Source organism: Leisingera coralii (assembly GCF_049056525.1).
Taxonomy (GTDB): Bacteria; Pseudomonadota; Alphaproteobacteria; order Rhodobacterales; family Rhodobacteraceae; genus Leisingera; species Leisingera coralii.
Map to the genome: position 1 here is coordinate 1 of NZ_JBHUPT010000067.1, position 26336 is coordinate 26336.

The window sequence follows — 26336 nt, forward strand, 5'->3', positions numbered from 1 at the left end:
GGGCCAACGTCACGCCCGCCGCTGGGGAATTGCGACACGGTCACATTGCAGCCGTGATGGCTGAGCCATGCCGCGGCATCCGTGCCGGGGTCTTCCCCGTCCCGCTCGTCGGTCAGATCCGGGTCAAAGCACCCGATCACGACCTCCTGCGCGCGGCGCATCCAGGGCAGCGCCGCATGGGCCGCGCGGGACGCGGCCAGACTGCTGTTCCAGGCCAGAAAGATGCGGCTGCAGCTGGCAAAAGGAGAGCTGTTCACAATCACCGGAACCGGCGACTGAAACAGGAGGCCGTGCAGCGCCTCCCGGAAGACTTCGTCGTTCTCCCGTACACCCTCGGCGAACTGGGCAATGTCGCAGGACATTGCGCGCTGCGCGCAAAGCAGCCGGATTTCCGCCCCCGCAGACACCGCATATTGAACATCGCCGGAACAGCCGCTTTGGGCAAGCAGCCCGTTAATTCCGGCGGCCCGGGTTTCAATGGCCGATTTCGACTCCGCGAACCGGTCGACCCAATCCGCCGGCATCGCCGCCGAGCCAAAGGCAGTTGCGCCGGACATGAAGTAGGGCCGGGCGGGCAAGGTCTCCAGCAGCAGGCAGGCCAGATAGACGTCCTGATCCCGGGCAGCCTCAGCCGCGGCGGTGACCGCCGCATCGCTGGTGTCTCTGCTGAGCACAAAAAGAGATGTTCTGCGTTGCATGGCGGGCCTCCGGCAAATGGATCGCGGCAGGCGGGCATGCACACCGCGCTGATCAGTAGATCAGGTCTGCACGCGGATGCCATGATCCCGATCAATCAGGCCCCCGATCATTCAGGCCCCCAATCATTCAGGCCTGTGCGACAGCCCTTCCCCCTTGGCGGCGGCTGGCGAAATAGCGCAGCGTCTTCAGGATCTCGGGCACCAGCAGGATGGGCAGCACCAGAAGGCCGATCAGCATCCAGTGCTCCCCTTGCAGCGGCACCGTGTGCAGCAGCACCTGCAGCGGCGGCCAGTACACTGCCGCCACCTGCGCCCCGATGGTCACCGCAAGCGCGGCCAGCAGGAACGGGTTGGTGAAAAAGCCGATCCGCCAGCACGGCAGATGCAGCGAGCGGAAGGCAAAGACGCTGGCCTTCTCGAAAATCACCATCGCGGTAAAGGCCGCGGTGCGGGCCAGATCCTCGTTCCCGTCCAGCAGATGCAGAAACAGCCACAGGCTCGCCAGCCCGGTATATAGCCCCAGGGCCAGAATGGTCAGCAAACCGGCTTTCCCAACGATCGGCGTGTCTTTGCGGCGCGGCGGGTGCTCCATCTCGTCCGGCTCGCCCTTCTCCAGCCCCAGCGCCACCGCCGTCACCCCATCGGTGACCAGGTTCATCCACAGGATCTGGGTCGCCAGGAAAATCAGCGGCCCGCCGATCAGGATGTTGATCAGCAGGGCGATGACTTCACCTGCATTCGATGACAGCAGGTAGCGCACGAACTTGCGCACATTGCCGAACTGCCGCCGCCCCTCGCCGATGGCCCGCACGATGGTGGCGAAATTGTCGTCCAGCAGCACCAGGTCCGAGGCATCCTTGGCCACATCGGTCCCCCGCACCCCCATCGAGACGCCAATATCCGCCTTCTTGAGCGCCGGCGCGTCATTCACGCCGTCACCGGTCATCGCCACGATCTGATGCTGCGCCTGCAGCGCCGACACGATCCGCATCTTGTGGGCAGGCCGGGTGCGGGCAAACAGCACCTCCCCCTGCAGAAGCTGGCTCAATTCGGCGTCTTCCATCGCTTCCAGCTCATCGCCGGTGACCGTCCTGGCGGGCGGCAGGCCCAGCTGGCCGGCAATCGCCTGCGCGGTCAGTGGGCTATCGCCGGTGATCATGATAACCCGGATCCCGGCAGACCGGGCAGCATCGATCGCAGGCCGCACCTCGGGCCGCGGGGGGTCGATCAGCCCGGCCAGCCCCAGGAACGTCATGTTTTCTTCCGCGATTGTCCCGCCTTCCGCCGCGCCCGAGGCAAGGCCAATCACCCGCAGCCCCTGCCCCGCCATCGCTTCATAGGCTTCGGTGATGCTGGCCGCTTCCTCAGCGCCCAGGCTGCGCGGGCCGTCCTGGGTCATCACCTGGCTGCAGATCCGCAGAACCTGCTCCGGCGCGCCCTTGGTAAAGACCTTTGCCCCGCCGCCGCTCTTCACCAGCACGCTCATCCGCTTGCGCTCGCTGCTGAAGGGGATTTCCGCCGCCACAGCGTCCGGCAGCGGCGGATCCGCCCAGCCCTTGTAGCCCAGGGTGACCAGCGCGCCCTCGGTCGGGGCGCCGGTCATCTCCCAATGATCGCCCTCGCGGTGCAGGCTGGCATGGGTGCAGGTCAGCCCGGCTTCCAGAACCTCCGCCAGAACGGCATCGTCCCGGGCCCCGACAACCGCGCCCTCATAGGCGATATGACCCGTCGGATCGTAGCCAGTGCCAGTGACCTGATAGATCCGGTCCAAGGTCCAGACCTGCGTCACCGTCATCTTGTTTTCTGTCAGCGTGCCGGTCTTGTCGGTGCAGATCACCGACGCCGCCCCCAGCGTCTCCACCGCCTGCAGGCGGCGGGCCAGCGCCTGCTGGCGCACCATCGCCGCCGCCCCCAGCGCCAGGGTGATGGTGACCACCGCGGGCAGCCCTTCGGGCACCATCGCCACCGACAGCGACAGGCCGGTCATGAACATCTCCGCCGTATCGCGCCCCATATAGAGCCCAAGCGCCAGAATGGCGCTGGCAATGGCGAGGGCAGCAAACCCCAGCTGCCGGGCCAGGCGGCCCAGCTGAACCTGTAGGTTGGTCTTCTTGAGGCCGACCGATCCCGTCAGCGACGCAATCTTCCCGAATGAGGTATGCGCGCCAGTGGCCGTGACCTCCGCCAGCGCCCGCCCCGCGGCCACCACGGTTCCGGCGTAAACCTCCGCGGCCTCGGCGCCGGGGGCCTTGTCGATGGGAACGGATTCGCCCGTCAGGGCGCTTTCATCCACCCGCAGCCCGGCGGCTTCCTGCAGCGTCGCATCGGCCGGGATCCGGGCACCGGCCTCCAGGATGATAAGATCACCAGGCACCAGCTCCCGCGCCTCGATCATCCGCTCGCGTCCGTCCCGCAGCACCAGCGCCTGCGGCGACAGCATGCTGCGCAGGCTTTCCAGCGCGGTCTCCGCCCGCCATTCCTGCACAAACCCCAACAGGCCGTTCAACGCAATCACCAGCGCGATCGCCAGCGTGTCGGCATATTCGCCAAGGGTAAAGGCGATGATCCCGGCCACAATCAGGATCACCACCAGGAAATTGCTGAACTGGCGGAGGAACACCAGCAGCGGCCCGGCCCGCTTGCCCCTCGGCAGCTCGTTCCAGCCGTATTTGCTGCGGGCGGCCTCTGCCTCCTGCTGTGTCAGCCCGGTCAGTGCCAGGCCGCTGCCATGCTGTTCCGTGTCCGCCATCCGCTCCGCCCCTCGGCTCCGGTTTACGGCAGCCGATTTCAGGCGCCCGTGTCAACCGGCGCTTTTACGCTACAGAGTTTGCCTCAGTGCTGGCCATGCGGCGTTTGATGCCCGGCCCTCGTTACACGCTGGCGAGCAGCCGGGGCAGCCGCTGATCAAACCCGCGCTTCACCGACGCCGCCAAGGCTTCGGGAAACTCCGCCGGCATCTCCGCCAGCGCCGCGGCAAAAGCCGCGTCCCCCTGCGCGCCGATCTCGTGGAAGATCTGCCCGATCTGCTCGCGGGAAAATCCGGCCGCCAGCCCGGTCTCTGCAAAGTGCCGCCCCGCGATGTCCGAAACCCGGTAATGCCGGTTTTTGCCGGCCCGCATCGCCAGCTTCATGTCCTTGATCTGAAGCTGCCCCGCATCCAGCGACGGCTGCACGGTCAGCACGTCATACAGCGGCGTCATCGAGAACCGCCCGCCCGGCATCAGCGCGATGCTGAAGTTCTTGGCATGGCCGTCGGTCGCCCCGATCAGCCAGAACAGGACCGCGGCCTTGAAGAAATTGGCCCGGTCGCGCAGCGGCTCGTCGCTGCCCTGCAGCAGGCCGCAGATCTCGACGATACCCGGACCGCCCTCATTCTGGTACTTGCGTGTTGGCGGCACCGACAGCGCCTGGCAGCAGTCCTCCTGCGGCAGCCGCAGCAGCCGCCCGTCCCGCGCCCGCAGCCGGTCGAAGCGTTCGATCACCAAGGCTTTGGTGCCCGCAAACTCCGCAATCTCCGTCCGCGCCGCCGGCAGGCCGAAGCCCGCCATCAGCCGCAGGCAGAAATGCTCGTTCTCGATGCTGTCTGTCAGGTCCATGCCATTTGGCAAGGTTCCGATCGCAGGTTTCAGAATATGCGTGGTCGGCGTTGTGCCGGCGGGCTCGATCCACTGGCCGCCGTGGAACAGCAGCGCGGTCTTTTCCTGTGCGCCCGCCACGGAAATCCGGAAATCCCGCTCCCGCCGGATCCCCAGCGGCGTGCGCCCCAGATCCTTCAGCAACGCGGCAATCTCCCCGTCGCTCAGCGGCTCGCCCGTCAGGGTGTCGCTGTCCTGCGGCAGCTCTCCCTCGGGCAGGAACTGCAGCGCCCCTACGCAGTCGCGCCCTATCCGGGCCAGCAGGCTGTAGGCATCCAGCCCGTCCGCCCCGACCCGTTCAGCCACCCGGCGGCGGATAGCGTCATCGTCGGGCAGCAGGTTGTCGAACACCGCAATCACCGGCGGCCCGGCATAGCGGTCCGGGCGCAGCGGCAGCGAGCGCGAGACCGGCAGCGTGTTTTCCCACGCCAGCCATTCCGGCGCATAGGCAAAGGCAAAGGCCCCGTCCGGCTCGCGGAAGAACTGCCCCACCTTGCGGCGGTTCATGTAGACGTCCAGAGGCGCATAGGTGCGCTTGCGCCCCATCAGAAAATATCCTCCAGATCGCCGGGCTTCATCTTGCTGCGCGGCACGATGTGGAGTTCGAGGTCAAGCGCCGCCAGCAGATCAAAGACCGTCTCCAGCTTGGCACCGCTGCTGCTGGTCTCGATGTTCGACACCGTGCGCTGCCAGACGCCTGCGCGGGCGGCCAGCTCGCCCTGCGTCAGCCCCTGCGCCTTGCGCGCATTGCGCAACACGGTGCCGATATCCTTGGTGGTGCGGGCAATCTGGTCCATTGGCATGATCCTTTCGCGACAAATATGATCACAGGATCATTTTCCGTCAATATGCTCTATGGATCATAAATGAAAAATATAACACTTAGATCATGTTATGTCTCTATGAACTCCGGCTCATACCAGAAACCGGGGCCGCCGGTCATGACCCGTTGCGGCATTGTCAGGCTATTGGAGTTTGAACGCCTGCATGCTCTTCCTCCATGCTGAAAATAAAAGACTTGTCCCGGATCAAAGGCTTCCGTTCTCCGCGGAGCGTTATTGGCTGGGCCGTACGGGCCTGCAACAGACTCGCCCTGAGCCTGCGCGACCTAGAGCACCTTATGGCGGAACGTCGTGTAATGGTTTCGTATGAGCCGATCCGTGACTGGGTGAACCGGTTCGGCTTCCAGTTTGCCGCCAATGCTGGCCGGAGCGTCCGGCACAGAACACCGCCAGCACAAAGGGTTGAACAACCGGAGCGAGGCGTCTCATCGGCACATTCAGCCGCGCAAGAAGGTCATGGGCCGTTTCAAATCCCCGCGCCGGGCACAGCGATTTCTATCCGTACACGATCAGATCGCCAACTTGTTTCCCCCAGCCGCCACCGCCTGTCCGCCGGATCCCACCGCCATGCGAGCTCCGATGCGCTCGGCCTGTGGACAGGAAGGCCAAAGAGCGGATGGCCTGATTGCTGACGGTCAGCCAATGGTTTGTTCGCGCGACAACAACCTGACAAAGCCCCCGGATTAAATGATGTCCAGAGACACTTTCACCCGGTCCATCACCACCGAGGAGGTGAAACGGCTGACATTGGACTCGTCAAAGAAATACTCCTGGGTAAAGGCTTCGTATTCCTTGATATCCTTGACGATGACCACCAGGATGAAGTCGGCCTCGCCGGTGGTGTAATAGCATTGCTGAACCTGCTGGGCCTTGCGCATCTTGCGCTTGAAGGCATCCAGATGCATCCGGCTTTCCCGCTCCAGCACCACCTGCACGATCACCGTCATCTCCCGCCCCAGCCGGGCCGGAGAGAGAATGGCGATTTCCTTCTCGATCACCCCGGTGTCGCGCAGCTTTTTCAGCCGCTTCTGAACCGCGGGCGCGGACAGCCCTACCTCGTGGCTGATGGCTTCGGCGGTCAGTTGCGCGTTGGCCTGGATCAGCCGCAGAATGTCGTGGTCTTTGTCATCCATGGCCGAGTTTTCGTCCGGTGCGGCCGGTTTGACAACTTGTTTCGTCAATTTCCCCAGCAAATTTGCGCCCTGCCCGCGTGGCCGGCAGGCAGCGCCAGTCCTGCCTAAGGCCCCGATTGACTTAAGCCTGCGGCTGCATTTTCAGATTTTTCGATCTTTTAACGCGATCGAAGGCCGCCGCCCGGCCTTCGTTACCGGATTATTAGGGCATCCGCGGAACACTCACAAAATCAAGCGCCCGGTCCGCGGCCTCCAGGCGCGGGCCGGGTACCGTTTCTGTCCGGCGCGAGCAGTGACCAGCGGTTGTCGCGGAGTGTTCTATGAGTAACGGTTTAAAATCCCTGCAATTCAAGCTGACCATTCCGGCTTCCCTTGTCTTGCTTCTGTGCCTTCTGGCAGGCTGGCTCACAATTCCGCAGGCCATCGAACGAAACACCATCAGCACTGCATCGCAAGCCGCCTTGCAGACGGTCAGTCAAATCAGGTCGCTCCACGGAAATTATGCCCGCTATGCTGGCGGTGACACGATAGCGTCTGATGCCTTGAACGGCGAACGCGAGATCTCCTTCTCACTCTACAGCCTCGATCCCGTTTCTCAGCTGGCCAGCCGGGAGGTGGATGAATTCATGCAGGCGGCCTGGGATTACCTGAGCAGCAATCCCGAAGGCTCATTCGTCAGGTCAGAGACCCGGGGCGGAGAAACCTTGCTGCGGGCTGCGGTGGCCGGCCGGATTGCGGCAGAGGGCGGGGACGTGCCTGTTGTCATCGAATCCCGGCAGGATATCTCCGGGCCTCTCCTGGCCTCAGCTGGCACGGCACGCTGGATCCTCACCGGTCTGACACTTGGCAGCGGGCTCCTTCTGGCGGCAGCCTTCCTTGCGGCCCATTCTCTCTCCCGGCTGCTCAGGCAGACCAGCGCGGGCATCCAGGCTGTTGCCGCGGGAGATCTGGACCACCCATGTGAGGACGCAAAACGGAACGACGAAATCGGTGCAATTCACCGGGCAATTATTACGATACAGGCAGATTTGAAGGCAGCCCGGACCGCGCAGGAAGAAAACGGCGGATCGCACTCGGAGCAGCAGCAGCGGGACGTTGTCGATGCCCTGCGGACCGGTCTTTCGCGCCTGTCCAAGGGGGACTTCACGTACCAGATCACCGGCCCCTTCCCGGAGGAGCACGACGGGCTTCGAAAGGACTTCAATCTGACCGCCAGCACGCTGAGCTCCACCGTGGCTCAAGTTGTGGAGGCTTCCAGCAGCATCCGCAGCGGCGCCGCCGAGATCAGCCAGGCCTCCGACGACCTGTCGCACCGCACCGAAAGCCAGGCGGCCACGCTGGAGCAGACCGCCGCGGCGCTGGATCAGCTGACCGCGTCGGTGAAATCCGCCGCCGAGGGCGCCCGCAGCGTCGAGGCCACCATGGAGGAGGCCCGGGCCGAGGCGGAGGGCAACCATGGAGTGGTGCAGGACGCCGTAGCCGCGATGGCCGAGATAGAGCAGAGCTCGAACCGTATTTCCAAGATCCTTGGCGTGATCGACGACATCGCCTTCCAGACCAACCTGCTCGCGCTCAACGCAGGTGTCGAGGCGGCCCGTGCAGGCGAGGCCGGCAAGGGCTTTGCGGTCGTCGCATCTGAAGTACGGGCGCTGGCGCAGCGCTCTGCCGATGCCGCCACCGAGATCAAGACATTGATCGGAGACAGCTCCAGAAATGTGCAGCAGGGGGTCGATCTGGTCGGCAAGGCCGGCGGCGCGCTGCAAAGCATCGTCGAGCGGGTCACCCAGATCTCGCAGCTGGTGTCCGGCATTGCCGAAGGCGCGGCCGAACAATCGACCGGGCTGAGTGAAATCAACGCTGGCGTCACCCAGCTGGACCAGGTGACCCAGCAGAACGCAGCGATGGTAGAGCAGGCCACCGCGGCCGGCCACATGCTGAACTCCGATGCTACCAAGCTGGCGGAGCTGGTTGCCGGGTTCCGTGCCGCAGGCGGCAGTCCAGCGGCCGCTGCTGCCGGACCGGCCGCTCCGCCCCGGCCAACGGCGCATGGGGAGGACACCTGGGAGATCGAGTCCAGCCCAGCCCCCGCAGCGGCCGCCCGCAATCTCTGGCAGGATTTCTGAACCCGAACCCCGGGCACCTCTTGCAGCGGCCATTGTTCTGAGCTGAATTGCGAAAGCCAGGAAAACCCGGCTTGTGCGGCTAGGCCTAGTTAAAGCCGTCCATGACGCGGCCCGGCGCCTGCCGGCCGGAAGTGACCGCGACTGCCATAACATCCGTTCCCAGCAGCCTGCCCGGAAATAGCCCCATCTGCAGCCCGGCGGCGCACACGCGGTTCTATCCACGACGGCTCCGACCAAAAGGCAATGACCCCGGCGAGCAGTTGGGTGATCTCCAGAAGGTTACGCCAACTCTGGCGCAGCCTGCGGGCCAGTACCCGAACACTCCGCAGCGCTCCTGCAGAAACATCAAATGCGAATGTGTCCTAGATGGACGGTTTGCGTCACCGGACTCCGAACCCGCCCGAAAGATACAAGCCAAATGCCGATAATAATAAGGTGGAACATCTCTTAGTCTTCGAAACGCCCAAGCTTCAAATTTGCGGCAGTATGTTCCCCCTTATTCCAAAAATCTTTATTTGCGATGGCGTTGCGGTACACACTTTCTCAGGATTTTCCTGATTAACACTCCTGTATACGCCCCCTGCAACCGGGGGCGCCGCCGACTGCAGGAGACTTTCGCCAATGCCCCGGACCACGAAACTGCCGCTGAAACTGAAACTGCCGCTGATCATGGTGGCGCTGACCGGTGCGTTCCTCGTCACCGTGTCGCTGCTGATCTACTCAATGGCTGAGCGCAGTATCCGCGAAAACGCCTTTGCCGCGCAGGAGATCGAGGCCAAGTCCGGCGCCCAAGCGCTGGAGTTCCTGATCAAGGCCGCGCGCTCCGATGTATCGAGCCTGGCGGGCCAGCCGGCGGTGTTCCGGGCGATCGGCAATTTTGAGCGGGTGATCGGCATGGTCGAGGAAGACGACCCTATCGCCTATCTGAAACAGACCTATGCCGAGGCGAACCCGCATCCCGCCGACCAGCGGGAGAAGCTGACGGACGCGGGCGACGGCAGCTATTACAACCAATCGCATGTCACCTATCACCCGACCTTCCTGCAAAGCCTGCGCCTCAACGGCTATCAGGATCTCTACCTGATCAGCGCCAAGGGGCAGGTGGTCTATTCGGTGAAGAAGCAGGGTGACTTCCTGACGGACATTCAGCCCGGCAGCAGCAGCGGGCTGGCCCAGGTGTTTCAGGCCGCGCTGCAGGCAGAGGCGGGCACCGTGGTTGCGGCAGATTTTTCCGCCTACAGCCATAGTGCGGACGGCGTCGCCGCCTTCATGGCCGCCCCGGTGTTTTCCAAACGCAAGGAGGTGGTCGGGGTTATCGCGGTGCAGCTGGGCACGGCAGGCGTGGTCAACGCGCTGACCAGCAACCTGTCGGGCGGCACCCATCAGAACATCTTTGTCGTCAGCAGCGATGGCCTGGCCCGCAGCCCGTCTTCGGTCGACGGGCTGTTTCCGGTGCTCAAGGCTATGCCGGACACACCGCAGATCCAGGCCGCCAAGACCCGGGAGGCGGGCCAGTTCGAGGCAGTGGCCTCCTCTCTCGGCGAGCGCGCCATAGCCCTGGCGATGCCGCTGGACTTGCCGGGGTTTGACTGGTCGCTGGTGCTGGAAACCGATGAGCGCGCCGCCTTTGCCGTGGTCGAGCGGATCCGCCTGACCGCAGCCGGGCTGACCGGTGCGGCGCTGCTGGCGGCCATCGGCGTTTCCTGGCTTGCAGCGCGCAGCGTCACCCGGCCGATCCATGCCCTGCGCGAAGCCACCAACGCGCTGGCGGACAGCAATTACGATACCGCAATCGACGGCCGCGACCGCGGAGACGAGCTGGGCGACCTGGCGCGCAGCCTCGACAGCTTCCGCGGCAAGCTGAAAGACGCGGACGCGGCCGCGGCACGCGAAGTGGAGGCCGCGCGCCATACTGCGGCGGTGGTCGACAGCATGAGCGCGGCGCTGTCCGAACTGCAGCGCGGCAACCTGGCCTGTGACATCCAGGCGCCGTTTGCGGGCCAGTACGAGGCGCTGCGGGAAAACTTCAACCGCAGCCTCGAGAAACTCCGCAGTTCGATGGCCCAGGTTGTCGGCGCGGCTGAGAATGTCGGGCGCTTCTCCGAAGAGCAGCGCGGCGCCGCCACCGAAATGGCGCACCGGACCGAAAGCCAGGCGGCGACACTGGAGGAGACCGCCGGCGCCATCCGCGAACTGACGGAGGGAATCCGCTCGACTGCGGAACGGGCGGGCAAGATGGACGAAACCATGCGCGGTGCCCGCAGCGAAGCGGAGCAAAGCACAGAGGTGGTGACTTCGGCGGTGGAGGCAATGGACCAGATCCAGGAAGCCTCGTCGGAAATCTCCAAGATCATCAACATGATCGACGATATTGCCTTCCAGACCAACCTGCTGGCGCTGAACGCCGGAGTGGAGGCCGCGCGTGCGGGGCCGGCGGGAGCCGGGTTCGCCGTGGTCGCCTCCGAAGTGCGGGCGCTGGCGCAGCGGGCCTCCAATGCGGCCGGTCAGATCAAGGGGCTGACCAGCGCCAGCGAAGAACACGTGGCCAATGGGGTTTCGATGGTCGGCCGCGCCGGCGATGCGCTGACCAGCATCATCGAGCAGGTGTCGGCAGTGTCCGGCCTGGTCACCGACATTGCTGACGGCGTGCGCGCCCAGTCCCGCGGGCTGGAGAAAATTGACGGCGCCATGCATCAGCTCGACAGCATGACCCAGCAGAATGCGGCCATGGCAGAGGAAGCTGCGGCGGCCAGCCAGCTGCTGCAGAATGAATCGCACAGCCTGACCGGAATCGTCAGCAGCTTCGATCTCGGCAGCGCCAGCCCTGCAGCCCGTCACGCTGCGCCGCAACGGCTGAGTGCCTGATCCTGCCGGCCGCAAACAGCTGGCGGCCGGCGCCCTCTGCACTTGGAATGCTTTCCCACGGGGGAAGCTGCGGCGCCTTTAGGCGATAGACACCCGCACCCTTGGCCGGTTTCAGCCCCGGCGTCCTGTTCGGCCAGAGGCTTGGACACTGTCGCTATGGGCACCCGCAGAGATCGCTCACTGCACTGCCCGCTCATAGCAGGCCATGCGCAGGGTGCCCCTGTTTGCACCCCAAACCGGCAGCTGTCCGGAGAGCCAACTCCCGGACATTGCTGGTGCCGCGACCGTTAACGCCAGGCTGAGCATCCTCCGTCTGGCGTCGTTCCGGCGAGCCGGCCGGACAGGACGCTTACCTTGAGGCTGCCGGCCAAGCCGGAGCGCCGGCAAGCGGAATGCCTTTGAAGAGCCCGAGGGGGCTGGAGGCACGGCAGATCTGCAACTGAAAATCGGCCAGCCGCTTGTAATTGTGGAATACTTCCTTTGCCCCCTCTGCCAGCAACGGGAAATCGGCGGCAGACACAGCGTCAAGCAACTGGCACAGGAACCGCCAGGCCTCCGCTTCGCGGGGCATAAGAAAGGACTTGGGGGCGGAGGGGACAGCGCGTCTGACCGGCTTGGCAAGCGACGCCGCTCCGAAAGCGGACCCATGGATGACATAAAGCGCCCCGAGAAGGCCCGCCTCAGTGCCCAAATGCGATTGTCCGGGCTGCGGCGTCAGGTCCTCCGTATCGCCCAGGTCCCTCTCCAGCGCCTGGAGATGGTCGGAAAGGGAGAGCTCCGGCCAGATCTGCCGGCGGTCACGGCTGGCCTCGACCACACCCGCCGCCGAATAAGTCACCGCTGCGGTTGCCCTCAGCTCCTGATAGGTAAGGTCCGGCTCCGGCAAGCGCCGGTAGAGCGGATGCGCGTGCAAGTCCAGATGCAGGCGGTGCGTTGCCTCACGAAGCCACAGGCGTGCGGGCACTCCGGATGCGTCTTCAGGGCGCGTCATTGCAGCGGAACCTTCGGCAATTCCATGACAAAGCGTGCGCCGGCCTCAAAGGCCTTGTCGGCATAGATGCGCCCGTTATGCAACTTGGCGATTTCGGCGCAGATCGACAGGCCGAAACCGGATCCTTCGGCCTTGTCATCCGTCACCAGCCGCTGGGACGGTTCAAAGATCCGCTCGGCATATTGCGGCGGGATGCCGGGGCCATTGTCCTCAATCAGAATGCGATGACAGCTGCAGTCTTCCTCCGCCGTAACTGCAATCTGAAGCGGCCTTTCTTCAGAACGGCCGTATTTGAGCGCGTTCCCGATCAGATTCAGGAAAATCCGGATCAGCAGGTCCGGCGCCGCAACGCAGGACGGCAGTACACCGATCCGGATTTCAGCGGCCGCCGACGAAATGTCATGATTCAGCAGTTCACTGGCCTGCTGCGCCAGCGGGCCGAGGTCCACATTCATCATTTTCGGTTTCTGCTCCTGCAGGACAGCCAATTCCAGCAGGCTTTCGGTCAGCCGCTGCAATTTCTGCGCCTGCTGCGCAGCAAGGTGCCGGTGCTCTTCCACGCTTTCGGGGTCCGCCTCGTCCTCTTCCATCCATTGCAGCGCCGAACTTATTCCCCGCAACGGCGCCTTGAGGTCGTGCGCCGCCATATGCGCAAAGCGGCGCAGCGATGAATTTTCCTCCTTCAGCAGAAGCTGGGATGAGATAATGTCCAGAAACTCCTGGAAGATTTCGCGCGCCGCCTGCAGTTCGGCTTCCTCCCAGGGCAGGCTCTGATCGTCGTGTTCATCAACCCATTTGTCGAAGGACGTCCGCGGCCCCAAGGTGACACCCGTCTTTTCATCCGCCACCATCTTGGCATCCGGGCGCCCGGCCCATGTCACCTTTTGCGTGATTGGCCCGCGGAACCAAAGCAGCTGGCAGACCCGGTGCACAACGATCGGCTGAACCAGCACCCCGCAGGCGGAGTCCTTGTAAGGCGCCGATTCGGGATAGATGGACTGCAGCGAAATCGTCTGAAACTGGTCTTCACCGCTCAGGTTGTCCTTGGTCCATCGGATCAGATCGCGGATGAACTCCGGCGGCGGCGTCTCTCCTGATGTATGAAGGTTGAGCCCATATTGAAAAGCGAAGCCATCGGCGCGCAGGAACTTCTGCAGCACCGGGACAAGTGTTTTAATCACGTCCTCGACATCGCCGGTTTGGCGCAGCTCGGCTGCGAAGCTGCTTTCGATCCGCCGCAACTGCGAGATCATGTCAGCGGTTTCGGTGCGTTGCGCCTGATCGTAGCGCAGCATGAGCGCGGTGGCGATTTCCTGTGCCAGGGTCCAGCTGTCCGAAGGCACAATCGCTTCTTCGACATGATGGCAGGCAATCAACCCCCATAGTTTGCCCTTGTCCAGCAGGCTGCAGGAGAAAGACGAAGACGCGCCGATATTGCGCAGATAGGCGGTGTGCATCTCGGACACTGCGCGCCCCATTGACCATGTCATGTCCAGTTCGCCGGCCTGATCCTCAAGCGCCCGGATCGCGACATTCTCATCCTGAACCGACCCCACGAAGCGGTAGGGCACGATCCTCATCAGCTCCCGGACCTGCTTGGGGATATCGGTATTGGGAAAGTGCATTCCCAGCATGGCCACCATCCGGCCGTCCCGCGATTCCGCCATCGTCGCGCCCGACCAGTCGGGCAGGAACCGGTAGACCTTGACCCGGGACATACCGGTCAGATCGCGCACGGCATTGGCAGCGACCTGCATCGCCTCCTCGAAGGTCACCGCGCCCATGATCTGCGAACAGGCCGACCCGCAGCGCCGCATCCGCTTGCGCACCAGTGCCGGCGAGGGCGCTTCGTTGCGGATGAACTCGACGAAGCGGCGGCCGGCATGGGCATGGGTCACGACGTCATAGACCGCGTCACCTGCCTCGATCTGCGCGTCCAGAACTTCGTGGGAAATGCGCGGGCTGTCCGCCAGTTCCGCCAGCTGTTCGGCTATTTCCTCCGACAGCACCTCAACACCGGCGCCAAGCAAGGCCTCGGCCGGTTTGCCCAGGATTTCCTGCAGGTTCTCCGAGGCGCCGACAACGCGTCCGTCGCGGTGGTCAAGGACCAGCAAGCCAGTGCCTTTCTGGACCATGCCCATCAGGTGGACCGGCTCGCGGTCGCAAGTATCGAGGGTGGACGCCGGCGTACGTTCAAAGAAACGAGAGAGAGAAAGGTTCATGAGCAATACCTCGCTGGACCAGCCACAACCTAAAAGGCGAGCGTGAATCAACAATTAACGCTAAACGTGTATTCTCCCGGCACTGCCGAATCCGGGATGGCCGGCCGGGTCAGGAGCGGCGGGTCCTGGCAAAGTGGCACATGACCGAAGGAATGCTGAGGAAATGGAGAACTGCGGCCAGCAAACAGGCAGCACACGCCAGAGGCGGGCTTGTGTTAATACGGCTGGGAGCGGCCGCTGAAAGGCCGGAAAGCATTCAATATCTGAAGAAAGCCCGCATGCTGCGTTTGCCCCGTATTCACAACATAAACCATGAGTGTGAGGGCCTCTGGCAAAAACAGGACATTGTCTGAACTGGCCAGGTGAACGTCAGGCTGCGGGACGACCGCCGGGCAGACGCCGGGTTGAACTACGCCCCGGCCAAGGAGACAGAACCCGGCCTGCAGGGCCACCGGGCCGGCAATATTGCCTGCCCGGTGGTGAAGGTGCTGTCAGCTGCGGTCAGAAATGAGCCGACCGCGACGCAGCCGGCTTTTCCAGCGGCGGCGCGAATTTGGTCAGGTCGATCCCTTCCACGGCTTCCTTGTATTCATCCATGCTGGGGGTTCGGCCGAGGATAGCAGACAGGACAACAACCGGCGTCGAGGCCAGCAGGGACTCGCCCTTCTTGTCTGCCGAATCTTCCACGACCCGCCCCTGGAACAGGCGTGTGGACGTGGCCAGAACCGTATCGCCTTTCGCGGCCTTCTCCTGGTTGCCCATGCAGAGGTTGCAGCCCGGACGCTCCAGATACAGGATATTCTCGTATTCCGTGCGGGCCGTGCTTTTCGGCATCAGGTCATCGAACTCAAAGCCGGAATAACGCTGCAGGATTTCCCAGTCGCCCTCTTCTTTCAGTTCGTCGATGATGTTGTAGGTCGGCGCCGCCACAACCAGGGGCGCGTTGAACGCGACCTTGCCGGATTTCTTCTCCAGGTTCTTCAGCATCTGCGCGACGATTTTCATGTCGCCCTTATGCACCATGCAGGAGCCGACAAAGCCCAGGTCGACCTTCTTGTCCCCGCCATAGTAGGAAACGGGACGGATGGTGTCGTGGGTGTAGCGCTTGGACACATCGGCGTTGTTCACATCGGGGTCCGCAATCATCGGCTCGTCGATTGCGTCCAGGTCAACGACGACTTCGGCGAAATACTTGGCATTTTCATCCGGAGCCAGGGCCGGCTTCTCGCCGGACTTGATCTCGGCGATGCGCTTGTCGGCCTTGTCGATCAGCCCTTGCAGCGTGCCGGCCTCGTTTTCCATGCCCTTGTCGATCATCACCTGGATGCGCGACTTGGCCAGCTCCAGCGAGCCCACCAGCGTGTCGTCGTTGGAGATGCAGATCGAGGCCTTCGCCTTCATCTCTGCGGTCCAGTCGGTGAAGGTGAAGGCCTGGTCGGCCAGCAGGGTACCGATGTGCACTTCGATCACGCGGCCCTGGAAGACGTTGTCGCCGTGCTGTTGCAGCATCTGCGCCTGGGTGGCGTGCACCACGTCGCGGAAGTCCATGTGATCCGCCATCTTGCCCTTGAACGTCACCTTGACCGACTCCGGGATCGGCATGGTCGCCTCGCCGGTTGCCAGCGCCAGCGCCACGGTGCCGGAGTCGGCGCCAAAGGCCACGCCCTTGGACATACGGGTATGGCTGTCGCCGCCGATGATGATGTCCCAGTCATCCACGGTGATGTCGTTCAGCACCTTGTGGATCACGTCGGTCATCGAGTGATATACCCCTTTCGGGTCCCGCGCCGTGATCAGGCCGAACTTGTTCATGAATTTCATGAGCTTGGGGATGTTGGCCTGCGCCTTCAGATCCCAGACGGAGGCGGTGTGGCAGCCGGACTGATAGGCGCCGTCCACGGTCGGCGAGATGACGGTCGCGGCCATCGATTCCAGTTCCTGCGCGGTCATCAGGCCGGTGGTGTCCTGCGAGCCCACGATGTTGACCTTGACGCGGGCATCGGAGCCTGCGTGCAGCACCGTGTCCCCGGCCACGCCAACAGCGTTCTTGTTGAAGATCTTCTCCACCGCCGTCAGGCCCTGGCCTTCGTGCGAGACGACCTTGGACGGTGCAAAGACCGGCGCCGGCTCGACGCCCAGGGTCTCGGCAGCAAAGCTCTGCAGCTTCTTGCCGAACACGATGGCATAGGAGCCGCCGGCCTTCATGAATTCGACCTTCTGCGGGGTGAAGGCAGAGGAGACATCTGCCAGCTCTTCGCCGCTGTCAGCGCTGCAGAGCTTCTTGGTCTTGGTGTTGATCGACAGAACGGTGCCCGTTTCGACGGAGTATTTCTGCTCCAGGATCGGGTTGCCGTCGTTGTTCAGGATCGGATTGCCATCGGAGTCCGTTTTCTTGACCCAGTTCTTCAGGTCGAGCCCGATGCCGCCGGTGACACCGACGGTGGTCAGGAAGATCGGGGAGATGCCATTGGTGCCTGCCACAACCGGTGCGATGTTCACGAACGGCACATAGGGGCTGGCCTGCTTGCCGGTCCACAGCGCGACGTTGTTGACGCCGGACATGCGGGAGGATCCCACGCCCATGGTGCCCTTTTCAGCAACCAGCATCACGCGTTTGCCCGGGTGCTGCAGCTTCAGCGCCTCGATTTCCTGCTGCGCCTTTTCGGAGATCAGGCATTTACCGTGCAATTCCCGGTCCGAGCGGGAGTGCGCCTGGTTGCCGGGGGACAGCAGGTCAGTGGAGATATCGCCTTCGGCGGCGACATAGGTAACCACCTCGATGTTTTCGTCAATGTCCGGGAGCTTGGTGAAGAACTCGGCCTTGGCGTAGCTTTCAAGGATGTCCTTGGCGATACCATTGCCGGCTGCGAAAGCTTCCTTCAGGCGGTCCGTATCTGCCTCATACAGGAAGACCTGCGTTTTAAGCACTTCGGCAGCTTGCCCGGCCACCTCAGCATCATCGCCAAGCGCCAGATCCAGCAGAACCTCAACCGACGGGCCGCCCTTCATGTGGGACAGCAGTTCAAAGGCAAAAGCGGTGGAGATTTCCGGAACATCGGCTTCGCCCAGGATGATCTCTTTCAGGAACTTCGCCTTGACGCCGGCCGCGCTCGTGGTGCCGGGCAGCGTGTTGTAGATCAGATAGTTCAGGGAATCGTCGCGGTGGGCGTTGCCGCTCTCCTTGATCTGAGCGATGAGCTCTTCAACCAGAGCGCCGTCGTCGATGGGCTTGGGGTTCAAACCCTGCTCTTTGCGCGTTTCGATCTCATTCAGGTAGTCTGTGTAAAGGCTCATGGCTGTCCCGGCGAGTAAGCGTTAAAAGGAGCTCGCGCCCCGGGCCCCGGCCGTAGCCGGCGAACCCCGGGATGCTATTTGTATGCCGCGGTATACGAAAAGATCCCGGATTGCAATATGGCGATCAGTGGCAAGTTGCCCCACTTGCTTGCGCGGGTGCTGCGATACCGGGCTTGGCAACTGGCACAGCGCCAGCCTCGCGTCGCGGCATCCGGCGCGTATTTGCCAGATTGAAGCATTTTTTCAAACGTGACGAAACCACGCAGAGGTGCCGGGGGATAGGGTCAAGGCATCGGCGCCGGATCGAAACTGCTCGCCAATAGCTCCTGCACGATCGGGTTGGGAAACCGGCGCCGCAGGGTGATGGCGTAAAACGTCTCCTTGATCTTCGGATGCTCCTTGGCTTCCACCAAACGGCCGGAGGTCAATTCATCCTGGACCACAATCGGCGCCACCAGCGCCAGACCGATGTTTTCCCGCGCCAGCAGGCGCATCATCGCCATGTCATCCACTTCTGCGGCCACCTGCGGGCGCACCGACAGCCGGCTGGCCATGGCATCGAATGCCGTGCGCACGGTGTTGTCGGTGGTGGGCAGAATGAACGGGTGCGCGCCAAGCAGTTCCTTGATGGGACAGTCCGGGTTGAACCGTTCCGGGGAGCCGACAATGCTGACGGCTTGCTCGGCAATCTGATGGGTTTCATAAGGGGCCAGGCTGTCGCCCGGCGGCTCCCGGTTCATCAGCACCAGATCGAGATTGAGGGTCCCCAGCCCCTCCAGCAGTTCGGTAGGGCTGCCGGACCGCAGGATCACCTCCACATCCGTCCGCCCCAGAATCGGCCGCAGGAAGCCGGTCTGGAAATTGCGCGACAAGGTGGCCAGCGCCCCCACGCGCAACGCCTGACGGGTGCGGCCTGTCTCCTGCAATGTGGCGACAAGCTCCTGCCCGGTGGTGAAAATCGCGTCGGCATGGTCCAGGGCGATCCGGCCCGCCTCGGTCAGATGCAATTGCCTGCCGCGGCGTGCGAACAGCGCATGCCCGAGCCTTTCTTCCAACTGCTTGATTTGAACGGACAAAGCAGACTGCGACAAGTTCAGCTGCTGCGCCGTACGGGTCAGGTTCCCGTCGTGCGCAACAGCCCAGAAATAGCGCAGGTGGTGATAGTTCAGCGGCATATAGTTCTATTTATTAGAACGTAAACAAATAAACAATGTATTTTTTACAACTAATCTCTTGCCCTATTTCCGTCGGGAGAGCGATTCCGCCTGCTGAGACCGAGGAAATTGAACCATGAGTTACCTGTTTCTGCCACTTCTGAGCCCGCTCATCCTGCTGGCAACAGCGGCCTATGCGCGCCAGCATCCCGGCCGCCGCCCGGGCCTGCTACCCAAGCTGGCTGAATGGGCAGCGCTTGCCGCCCTTGCCGTTTCGGCAGCTGCAGCCAGTCTGCTTCTTGTTGAGGGACCGGGAACGTCTGCACTGATCGGCCTGTGGGGTACAGGAATTTCTGTCCGGCTGGACGCGGTCAGCGCCACGATGCTGGTGCTGGTGAGCTTCATCGGCTGGATCGTCATGCGCTACTCGGCCACCTACATGGATGGCGAAGCGCGCCAAGGCGCGTTTACCGGCTGGATGTCAGCCACCCTGGCCGCGGTTCTGCTGCTGGTGATGTCAGGCAACCTCATCCAGCTGCTGGCAGCCTGGGTGGCAACCAGCCTTCTGCTCAACCGCCTGCTCCTGTTCTACCCGGAACGCACAACCGCCCGCCGCGCCGCGCGCAAGAAGGCGTTTGTTGCCCGGGCAAGCGAATTCGCGCTGGCATGCGCAGTGCTGCTGCTGGTCCTGACCTACGGCACATCCGACATCTCCACGATCCTGGCCGCCGCGCAGCCCGGCCCGGCAACGGCCTCTGCTACTCTGCTGATCGCCCTGGCTGCGGTGCTGGCCTCGGCGCAGTTCCCGGTCCACGGCTGGCTGACCGAAGTGATGGAGGCCCCTACCCCGGTCTCGGCCCTGCTGCATGCGGGCGTCATCAATGCCGGCGGCTTCCTGCTGATCCGGTTCGCCGATGTGATGCTGGCCGCGCCGGGCGTGATGGCGCTGCTGGTGATGCTGGGCGGGTTCACGGCGCTGTTCGGCGGGCTGGTCATGCTGACCCAGGCCGCGGTCAAGACCTCGCTGGCCTGGTCCACCATTGCGCAGATGGGCTTCATGGTCATGCAGTGCGGCCTGGCGCTGTTCCCGCTGGCGCTGCTGCACATCGTGGCGCATTCGCTGTATAAAGCGCACGCCTTCCTCAGCGCGGGCGAGGCGGTCCGCAATGTTGCCGCCATCCGCCGTCCGGGCCCGGTCGCGGTGCCAAGCGCCCGCAACGTGCTGCAGGCCTTTGCCATCGGCATCGTGATGTACGGACTGATCGGAGCGGTGTTCGGCTTTGACGGCAAGTCGGTTCAGGCCATCGCCCTGGGCGTGATCCTGATCTTCGGCGTCGCCTACATTCTGGCGCAGGGCTTTGCCGATGCGGCCCCCGGCGCGCTGACCCGCCGCACCGTGATCTATGCCTCCGCAACTTCGGTCAGCTACTTCCTGCTGCAATCGCTGGCCCAGTACATGACCGCAGGCACGCTGCCGCCGGCCCCCGCCCCGGGTCCGCTGGAATGGGCGCTGATCGTTCTGGCGCTGATCAGCTTTGGCGCGGTGGCCGTGGCGCAGGCAACCTTCCCGCTCTGGGCTACGCACCCCGCCGCCGCCGGCCTGCGCGTGCATCTGTCCAGCGGGCTTTATGCAAACGCGATCTTCGACAAGCTGCTGGACGGCTGGTCGAACCGGAAAACCGCCTGAAACGGAGCAAGACATGTTTACCAAGCACGAAACCTACCCTGCTGCCCTGCTGGAACTTGTCGCCGAGGCGAACAAGGCCGTGAAAGCGATCCCGCCGCTGTTCCCGCTGTCCTCCAGCGTTGCGGTCAACCCCTTCCTCGGCCAGACCGGTGAACCCCTGGCGGTGGCGGCAGCGCGCATGGCGCGTGTCGCGGGCACCCGGATCACACCGGAGCGCGCGCACTGGGCCGCCAAATTCGACGCCGGAGAAATGGGGGAAGAGGACCTGCGCGACGCCCTGGCCAGTGCCGAAGGCCGCTTTGGCCAGCCGGACCTGCAAGACGTCAAGGACGCGCTCCGGACCGAAAGCGCCCCGCTGAGCGCACTGCCGACGGTGGCGGAGCTGGCGGCAGATGTGTCCGGCATCGATTGGCCCGGCCTGATCGAGGAGCGCATCGGCGCCTGGGCGTCCAGCCATTTCGACCAGGGGCAGGCCCTGTGGCAGCCCAACCGCACCGGCGGGGCGTTCAGCGCCTGGCGTGAATTCGCTTCCCGCGATCTGACCCCGGAAATCCATGGGCTCAAGGGCTTCGGTGCCTTTGTTGCCGCCACCAACCGGTCCCACTGGCGGGCGATCGGGCGGGCGTCCGAAGCCCTCGGTGTGTCGGCCGAAGCCGCTGGCACCGCATACCACAGGTGGCTGATCACCCTGGGCGGCTGGGCTCAGTACGCACGCTATCTGCTGTGGCAGGCGGAACTGGACGGCCAGGCGGACAACACCGCGGCTGAGCTGCTGGCGATCCGGATGGTGTTCGACGAGGCGCTGTTCCATCTCTACAAGGACGAGATTGCCGGGCGTTGGGCAGAGGTTGCCGCACAGCATGAAATGCCCGTCACCCCCAGCCGGGATCTTGTCATCGACGCGGTGCTTCAGGACGCCGCCGAGCGGGCGCAGCAGCGCAAGCTAGCCAATGTCCTGGACACACGGCAGCCGCGCCGGACTGAGGGGCGCCCGGCGGTGCAGGCCGCCTTCTGCATCGATGTGCGCTCCGAGGTCTTCCGCCGGATGCTGGAAGCACAGGATGCCGGGATCGAAACCATCGGGTTTGCGGGCTTCTTTGGCCTGGCCAGCGCGCATCAGGCCGCTGGTTCGGACGTGATCGAGTCCCGCGGCCCGGTCTTGCTGCAGGCCGGTGTGAAATCCAAGGCCGCTGAGCCGGACACAAGCGATCAGCAGCGCCGCTATGCGGCGCGGGCCAAACGCGCCTGGGGCCGGTTCAAACTGGCGGCGGTCTCCTCTTTCGCCTTTGTCGAGGCCACCGGCCCGCTCTACGTCAGCAAGCTGCTGCGGGACTCGCTGGGCCACACCGCGGGCGCCAGCACCGATCCGGCACCGCAGCTTGACCCGGAAATCGGGCTGGAGACCCGCATCGGCATGGCAAAATCCGTCCTCAGCGCGATGTCCCTGACCGGCAATTTCGCGCGGATCGTGATGCTGGCAGGGCACGGCGCCGATGTGACCAACAACCCGCATGAAAGCGCCCTGCAGTGCGGCGCGTGCGGCGGCCACGCCGGCGACGTGAACGCGCGCCTGCTGGCCGGCCTGCTGAACGACGCCCAAGTGCGGGACGGCCTGCGTGATGAAGGGATCAGCATCCCCGCCGACACGTTGTTCCTTCCGGCCCTGCACCACACCACCACCGATGCGGTAACACTCTATGACCAGGACCTGCCGGGCCAGGGCTGGAAGGTGGATGTCGCGAGGCTGAAACGCTGGCTGGAGGACGCCGGGCGGCTGGCCCGCACCGAACGCGCGATCCGGCTGCCCCGGGCCAAGCGCGAGGCGGACATTGCCCGCCGGGCAAGCGACTGGGCCGAGCTGCGTCCCGAATGGGGCCTGGCCGGCTGCCAGGCGCTCATCGTCGCGCCGCGCCAGCGGACGGAGGGGGCAGACCTGTCCGGCAACACCTTCCTGCACAACTACGACTGGCAGGCCGATAAGGGTTTTGGCGTGCTGGAGCTGATCATGACGGCCCCGGTGCAGGTCGCCAGCTGGATCAGCCTGCAGTACTACGGCTCCACCGTGGCGCCGGCGCTGTTTGGCGGCGGCAACAAGCTGCTGCACAACGTTGCGGGCGGCATTGGTGTGCTCGAAGGCAACGGCGGCGCGCTGCGCCCTGGCCTGCCCTGGCAGTCCGTGCATGACGGAGACGGCTTCCAGCATGATCCGCTGCGCCTGTGCGTCGTCATTGAAGCCCCGCGTGAAGCCATGACCGATATCCTGAAGCGCCACGCCAAGGTCAGGGAGCTGTTCGACAACCGCTGGCTGGCTCTGATCGCCATGGATGACGAGGGCAAGCTGGCCTGGCGGTATGACGGCGATCTGGCCTGGTCGCCGTTCAAGGCGGCAGATCACGGCGACCGCGCAGTCGCCGCGGAGTAACCGCGGCCGGCGGCTGGCTTCAGGTGAGCAAAGGAAACCGGCAAGTGCTCTTGCCGGTTTTCAAACGCGCGATGACAACGCTTGCTAGGCACCTTTCACGTGCTTAAAAAGCTGCTCCCGGCATTTTCATGACTGGACAGGCGGTGCACTCAGCGACTGCCGCACCACAACGTGCGTGCTGATGCAGACCGGCTGCCCTGCTGACTTGCCTTCGACCATCGCAACCAGCTCGCGGGCGGCCTTGCGGCCCATCTCGCGGTGCGGAACATGAACGGTGGTCAGCTCCGGGCTGACAATTCCGGCCAGTTCGATGTCGTCGAACCCCGTCACCGAGACCTGCTCCGGCACCGGAATTCCCATCCTCTTCGCTTCGCGCAATGCCCCCGCCGCCAACACGTCGTTGCCGCACATCACCACTGTCGGCCGCGGCTCCAGCGCCATCAGCTGGCGGAAGGCCTCCGCCCCCTTGTCGATTTCATACGGGGTTTCGATCAGCGTCAGGGCACCTTCCCCGAGACCGGCTGCCTGCAGCGCCTCCCTGACGCCTTCCACCCGGCTCAGCGCCCGGTCGTTGCCCTCGGTTAGGCCGGAGATCATCCCGATCCGCCGGTGGCCGGCCGCAAGGACGCTGTCCGCCAGCTCGCGCATGGCACCGGCATTGCTGAAGCCGACAGAGGGCCGCCGCGCGTCCGGCGCGTAGGACCAGGCGACCAGCGAAGGGACCTGATGCCGGTCAAGATACTCGTAGATCTGCGGGTCGCGTTCGTGCCCGATCAGCAGCAGCCCGTCGGCGCCGCGGGCAACCAGGGTGCGGATCTGCTCGCGTTCAGCCTCGGGATCGTAGGCCGAGCTGGACACCAGCAGCGTATAGCCGTCCTCGCGCAGCTGGTCCTGAAAGGCCTGCAGGCCGCGGGCAAAGATGGCATTGTCCATGGTCGGGATGATGGCACCGATGGTGAAGCTGCGCTTCGCCGCCATCACCCGGGCTGCGAAATTCGGCGTGTAGCCCAGTGATTCGACCGCCTGCATGACCCGCTGGCGGGTCGATTCGATCACCCGTTCCGGGGAATTCAGGCAGCGCGATACCGTCGCGGTCGAAACCCCGGCCTCCCGTGCAACATCGTTAAGTGTCGGAGCTGAGCGGGTTTTTCCCATGTCACGCCTGCCATTCCATTGCCCCCTGTCTTAGCACAAAACGCGGCCGTTGCCATCCGCCCATGTAAGCGCTTGCATTATTGATGTAAGCGCTTACAAATGGAGTTGGGATCAAAAAACGGAATCTACCGATGTTTCTCTTCGCCGCCGTTGCCGTCTTTGCAGTGTTCTTTGCCAATGTCGCCCTGGGCGCATTTGGCGGCGGCGGCTTCCTGAGTGATGTCGGAGAGATGCTGGTTCTGTTTGCGGCCTCGATCCTGTTCGTGGCCGCGATCCTCAAGCGCGAGGCTGACCACAAGAAAAAGAACGGCAGCTGACGGATTTCCAAGGGAGGAAGAAAATGACGAATGGTAAGGATGGCCTCAAATCTGCTGAGCGCCGCAACTTTCTGAAACTGGCCTCGACCGGCTCTTTCACCGCGGCGCTGGTGGCGGGTGCAGGCGGCGTGCTGTGGTCATCAGAGGCCGCTGCACAGACCGCCAAGGAAGAGAAAGAGCGCGAGCGCGCGGCGGAGCATATCATGACCGTGGCCACCGCCTATGTTCTGGGCGCGTCGCGCAGCTATCCGATCATGCAGCTGGACCTGAAGGAAAACATCCAGAATGCCACCAACGGCAAGATCTACGTCAAGCTGGCCCCCGGCGGCCAGCTGGGCGCGGGCGGCGCGCTGGTGCAAAAAGTTCAAGGCGGGACCATCCAGGCTGCGCAGCATTCGCTGTCGAACTTCGCCCCCTTCGCCTCCACCGTTGACCTGATCAACATGCCCTATCTCTGCGGCTCCAACCAGCGCTTCACCAATCTGGTGAACTCGGATTTCTGGAAGGCCGAGGTGCATCCCAAGGTGGAGGCCGCCGGCTTCAAGGCGCTGTTCTATGTCAACATCGACCCCCGCGTGGTGGCGGTGCGCAAGGGCGGCAACGCGGTGCTGTCACCCAGTGACATGGCGGGTGTGAAATTCCGGGTGCCGGGATCCAAGATGCTGCAGCAGTATTACCGCATGGTCGGCGCCAACCCGACGCCGGTGGCCTGGGGCGAGACACCCTCGGCGATCAAGCAGGGCGTGGCGGATGCGCTCGACCCGTCAGTCGGGGCGCTTTATGTCTTTGGTTTCAAGGACATCCTAAGCCATGTGACCTTTACCCAGGCGGTACCGGACAGCCAGGTCTATTCCTGCAACCTGGAATGGTTCAACGCGTTGCCTGCCGACGTGCAGGAGGGTGTGATGTGGGGCTCGGAAATGACCGCGCATCAGAACCTGTCCAAGGTGCCCTCGGCCCGCGCCTATGCAATGGCCGAACTGACCAAGGCGGGTGTCGAATTCCACACGCTCAGCGGTGATCAGCTGGGTGAGTGGCAAGAGGCCGGCGGCTATCAGCGCAGCGAATGGGATTCCTTCAAGACCGAGCTGGCAGGCTCGATGGAGAATTTCGCCAAGCTGGAAGAAGCCGCAGGCACCCAAGGCAAATACTACGTCCACGACGCCTGAACGCTGCAGGGGCGCGTGCCGGACACCGGCGGCCGCCCGCTACCGAAACCGCCGCTTCTGCAGCAGCCCGCCGGGCTGACTGCGGGGGTGTGCCTGAACCCCGGGAATAGCGATGAAAATCCTGCGAAAGATAGACAAGAACGCGGAGCGCTGGCTGCTCCTGGTGTTCTACGTGATGCTGGTCATCACCATGGCGATCGAGGTGATCCGGCGCGAACTGTTTGCCTTTTCGTCGATCTGGGGCGAGGAGATCGTCCGCTATTCCTTTATCTACCTTGCCTGGATCGGTGCTGCGGCGGCGGTCAAGGAGCGCGCCCATATCCGGATCGACGTGATCCTGCACTACCTGGGGACACGCACCAAGGCGCTGATCTACATCCTGGGCGATCTGGTGATGTTCATCGTTGCCCTGGTGGCGCTCTACTGGTCGTTCGAGACGGTGCTGGTCTCCGCCAAATTCGGATCGGTCAGCCACGGGCTGCGCATTTCCATGGTGTGGTTCCTGATGGCGGTCCCGGCCGGTTTTGCCCTGATGATCTGGCGCCTGCTGCAATCCTTCCTGCGCGACTTCCGCAGCCTTCGCGACGGCACCCCCGTCTTTGAAGGCGACAAGCTGTTTGATTGAGGGG

Annotated in this window: 18 protein-coding genes and 1 pseudogene; 9 read left to right on the plus strand and 10 right to left on the minus strand. The window is 63.8% G+C overall.

All coding sequences use genetic code 11. The annotated features are described in order from the left end of the window. The 4 genes from ACFMBG_RS19650 to ACFMBG_RS19665 form a co-directional block, all read right to left on the minus strand. A partial coding sequence (locus tag ACFMBG_RS19650; RefSeq protein ID WP_421056370.1) for a universal stress protein occupies positions 1-698 on the minus strand: 698 nt, incomplete at its 3' end. A 127-nt stretch (positions 699-825) separates the two neighbouring features. Continuing rightward, complete coding sequence (locus ACFMBG_RS19655) at positions 826-3447, minus strand: cation-translocating P-type ATPase (protein ID WP_421056371.1); 2622 nt, start codon at positions 3445-3447, stop codon at positions 826-828. 121 nt (positions 3448-3568) lie between these two features. Further along, the gene (locus ACFMBG_RS19660; RefSeq protein ID WP_421056372.1) at positions 3569-4879 is read right to left on the minus strand and encodes a type II toxin-antitoxin system HipA family toxin; all 1311 of its coding nucleotides are present in this window, start codon (positions 4877-4879) and stop codon (positions 3569-3571) included. Beyond that, positions 4879-5130, minus strand: a complete 252-nt coding sequence (locus ACFMBG_RS19665) for a helix-turn-helix domain-containing protein (protein ID WP_421056373.1) — start codon at positions 5128-5130, stop codon at positions 4879-4881. Before ACFMBG_RS19665 ends, ACFMBG_RS19660 begins: the two co-directional genes overlap by 1 nt. Before the next feature lie 203 nt (positions 5131-5333). Here ACFMBG_RS19665 and ACFMBG_RS19670 point away from each other — a divergent pair. Then, positions 5334-5807, plus strand: a pseudogene (locus tag ACFMBG_RS19670) (DDE-type integrase/transposase/recombinase). Between the two features lie 51 nt (positions 5808-5858). Here ACFMBG_RS19670 and ACFMBG_RS19675 read toward each other — a convergent pair. Further along, entirely contained in the window at positions 5859-6308 is a 450-nt protein-coding gene (locus ACFMBG_RS19675) for an Lrp/AsnC family transcriptional regulator (protein WP_421056374.1), read from the minus strand. Between the two features lie 320 nt (positions 6309-6628). Here ACFMBG_RS19675 and ACFMBG_RS19680 point away from each other — a divergent pair, with 320 nt between their 5' ends. Both ACFMBG_RS19680 and ACFMBG_RS19685 read left to right on the plus strand, forming a co-directional pair. Then, complete coding sequence (locus ACFMBG_RS19680) at positions 6629-8431, plus strand: methyl-accepting chemotaxis protein (RefSeq protein ID WP_421056375.1); 1803 nt, start codon at positions 6629-6631, stop codon at positions 8429-8431. A gap of 621 nt (positions 8432-9052) precedes the next feature. Beyond that, positions 9053-11296 (plus strand): methyl-accepting chemotaxis protein, encoded by a 2244-nt coding sequence (locus tag ACFMBG_RS19685; RefSeq protein WP_421056376.1) that lies wholly within the window; start codon positions 9053-9055, stop codon positions 11294-11296. 349 nt (positions 11297-11645) lie between these two features. Here ACFMBG_RS19685 and ACFMBG_RS19690 read toward each other — a convergent pair whose 3' ends face one another. Further along, positions 11646-12287, minus strand: a complete 642-nt coding sequence (locus ACFMBG_RS19690) for a heme oxygenase-like domain-containing protein (RefSeq protein WP_421056377.1) — start codon at positions 12285-12287, stop codon at positions 11646-11648. Next, positions 12284-14509, minus strand: a complete 2226-nt coding sequence (locus tag ACFMBG_RS19695) for an ATP-binding protein (protein WP_421056378.1) — start codon at positions 14507-14509, stop codon at positions 12284-12286. The genes ACFMBG_RS19690 and ACFMBG_RS19695 overlap by 4 nt, the downstream gene beginning before the upstream one ends. Positions 14510-14649: 140 nt before the next feature. On the opposite strand from ACFMBG_RS19695, the gene ACFMBG_RS19700 reads away from it, so the two are divergent. After that, entirely contained in the window at positions 14650-14862 is a 213-nt protein-coding gene (locus ACFMBG_RS19700) for a hypothetical protein (RefSeq protein ID WP_421056379.1), read from the plus strand. 148 nt (positions 14863-15010) lie between these two features. Here the strand turns inward: ACFMBG_RS19700 and ACFMBG_RS19705 are convergent, their stop codons facing one another. Both ACFMBG_RS19705 and ACFMBG_RS19710 read right to left on the minus strand, forming a co-directional pair. Further along, positions 15011-17803, minus strand: coding sequence for a bifunctional aconitate hydratase 2/2-methylisocitrate dehydratase (locus tag ACFMBG_RS19705; protein ID WP_421056380.1), 2793 nt, complete (start codon positions 17801-17803; stop codon positions 15011-15013). A 284-nt stretch (positions 17804-18087) separates the two neighbouring features. Continuing rightward, positions 18088-18978, minus strand: coding sequence for a LysR family transcriptional regulator (locus tag ACFMBG_RS19710; RefSeq protein WP_421056381.1), 891 nt, complete (start codon positions 18976-18978; stop codon positions 18088-18090). A gap of 115 nt (positions 18979-19093) precedes the next feature. Between ACFMBG_RS19710 and ACFMBG_RS19715 the strand changes: the two genes are divergently transcribed. Next, positions 19094-20644, plus strand: a complete 1551-nt coding sequence (locus ACFMBG_RS19715) for a proton-conducting transporter transmembrane domain-containing protein (protein ID WP_421056382.1) — start codon at positions 19094-19096, stop codon at positions 20642-20644. A gap of 13 nt (positions 20645-20657) precedes the next feature. Beyond that, positions 20658-23066 carry a YbcC family protein gene (locus ACFMBG_RS19720; protein ID WP_421056383.1) on the plus strand — a complete coding sequence of 803 codons (2409 nt, stop codon included), beginning with the start codon at positions 20658-20660 and terminating at the stop codon, positions 23064-23066. 126 nt (positions 23067-23192) lie between these two features. On the opposite strand, the gene ACFMBG_RS19725 is transcribed toward ACFMBG_RS19720, so the two are convergent. Then, the gene (locus tag ACFMBG_RS19725; protein ID WP_421056384.1) at positions 23193-24221 is read right to left on the minus strand and encodes a LacI family DNA-binding transcriptional regulator; all 1029 of its coding nucleotides are present in this window, start codon (positions 24219-24221) and stop codon (positions 23193-23195) included. Positions 24222-24352: 131 nt separating this feature from the next. On the opposite strand from ACFMBG_RS19725, the gene ACFMBG_RS19730 reads away from it, so the two are divergent. The 3 genes from ACFMBG_RS19730 to ACFMBG_RS19740 all read left to right on the plus strand — a co-directional run bounded on the left by ACFMBG_RS19730 (position 24353) and on the right by ACFMBG_RS19740 (position 26332). Further along, positions 24353-24538 (plus strand): hypothetical protein, encoded by a 186-nt coding sequence (locus tag ACFMBG_RS19730; protein WP_421056385.1) that lies wholly within the window; start codon positions 24353-24355, stop codon positions 24536-24538. Between the two features lie 23 nt (positions 24539-24561). After that, positions 24562-25707, plus strand: a complete 1146-nt coding sequence (locus ACFMBG_RS19735; RefSeq protein WP_421056386.1) for a TRAP transporter substrate-binding protein — start codon at positions 24562-24564, stop codon at positions 25705-25707. Between the two features lie 112 nt (positions 25708-25819). Then, complete coding sequence (locus ACFMBG_RS19740; protein WP_421056387.1) at positions 25820-26332, plus strand: TRAP transporter small permease; 513 nt, start codon at positions 25820-25822, stop codon at positions 26330-26332. The last annotated feature ends 4 nt before the right edge of the window (positions 26333-26336 follow it).

Excerpts from the sequence above, each read along its gene's own strand:
- ACFMBG_RS19655 (WP_421056371.1), bottom strand. The coding sequence starts at position 3,447 with ATGGCGGACACGGAACAGCATGGCAGCGGCCTGGCACTGACCGGGCTG.
- ACFMBG_RS19660 (WP_421056372.1), bottom strand. The coding sequence starts at position 4,879 with ATGGGGCGCAAGCGCACCTATGCGCCTCTGGACGTCTACATGAACCGC.
- ACFMBG_RS19665 (WP_421056373.1), bottom strand. The coding sequence starts at position 5,130 with ATGGACCAGATTGCCCGCACCACCAAGGATATCGGCACCGTGTTGCGC.
- ACFMBG_RS19675 (WP_421056374.1), bottom strand. The coding sequence starts at position 6,308 with ATGGATGACAAAGACCACGACATTCTGCGGCTGATCCAGGCCAACGCG.
- ACFMBG_RS19680 (WP_421056375.1), top strand. The coding sequence starts at position 6,629 with ATGAGTAACGGTTTAAAATCCCTGCAATTCAAGCTGACCATTCCGGCT.
- ACFMBG_RS19685 (WP_421056376.1), top strand. The coding sequence starts at position 9,053 with ATGCCCCGGACCACGAAACTGCCGCTGAAACTGAAACTGCCGCTGATC.
- ACFMBG_RS19690 (WP_421056377.1), bottom strand. The coding sequence starts at position 12,287 with ATGACGCGCCCTGAAGACGCATCCGGAGTGCCCGCACGCCTGTGGCTT.
- ACFMBG_RS19695 (WP_421056378.1), bottom strand. The coding sequence starts at position 14,509 with ATGAACCTTTCTCTCTCTCGTTTCTTTGAACGTACGCCGGCGTCCACC.
- ACFMBG_RS19700 (WP_421056379.1), top strand. The coding sequence starts at position 14,650 with ATGACCGAAGGAATGCTGAGGAAATGGAGAACTGCGGCCAGCAAACAG.
- ACFMBG_RS19705 (WP_421056380.1), bottom strand. The coding sequence starts at position 17,803 with ATGAGCCTTTACACAGACTACCTGAATGAGATCGAAACGCGCAAAGAG.
- ACFMBG_RS19710 (WP_421056381.1), bottom strand. The coding sequence starts at position 18,978 with ATGCCGCTGAACTATCACCACCTGCGCTATTTCTGGGCTGTTGCGCAC.
- ACFMBG_RS19715 (WP_421056382.1), top strand. The coding sequence starts at position 19,094 with ATGAGTTACCTGTTTCTGCCACTTCTGAGCCCGCTCATCCTGCTGGCA.
- ACFMBG_RS19720 (WP_421056383.1), top strand. The coding sequence starts at position 20,658 with ATGTTTACCAAGCACGAAACCTACCCTGCTGCCCTGCTGGAACTTGTC.
- ACFMBG_RS19725 (WP_421056384.1), bottom strand. The coding sequence starts at position 24,221 with ATGGGAAAAACCCGCTCAGCTCCGACACTTAACGATGTTGCACGGGAG.
- ACFMBG_RS19730 (WP_421056385.1), top strand. The coding sequence starts at position 24,353 with ATGTTTCTCTTCGCCGCCGTTGCCGTCTTTGCAGTGTTCTTTGCCAAT.
- ACFMBG_RS19735 (WP_421056386.1), top strand. The coding sequence starts at position 24,562 with ATGACGAATGGTAAGGATGGCCTCAAATCTGCTGAGCGCCGCAACTTT.
- ACFMBG_RS19740 (WP_421056387.1), top strand. The coding sequence starts at position 25,820 with ATGAAAATCCTGCGAAAGATAGACAAGAACGCGGAGCGCTGGCTGCTC.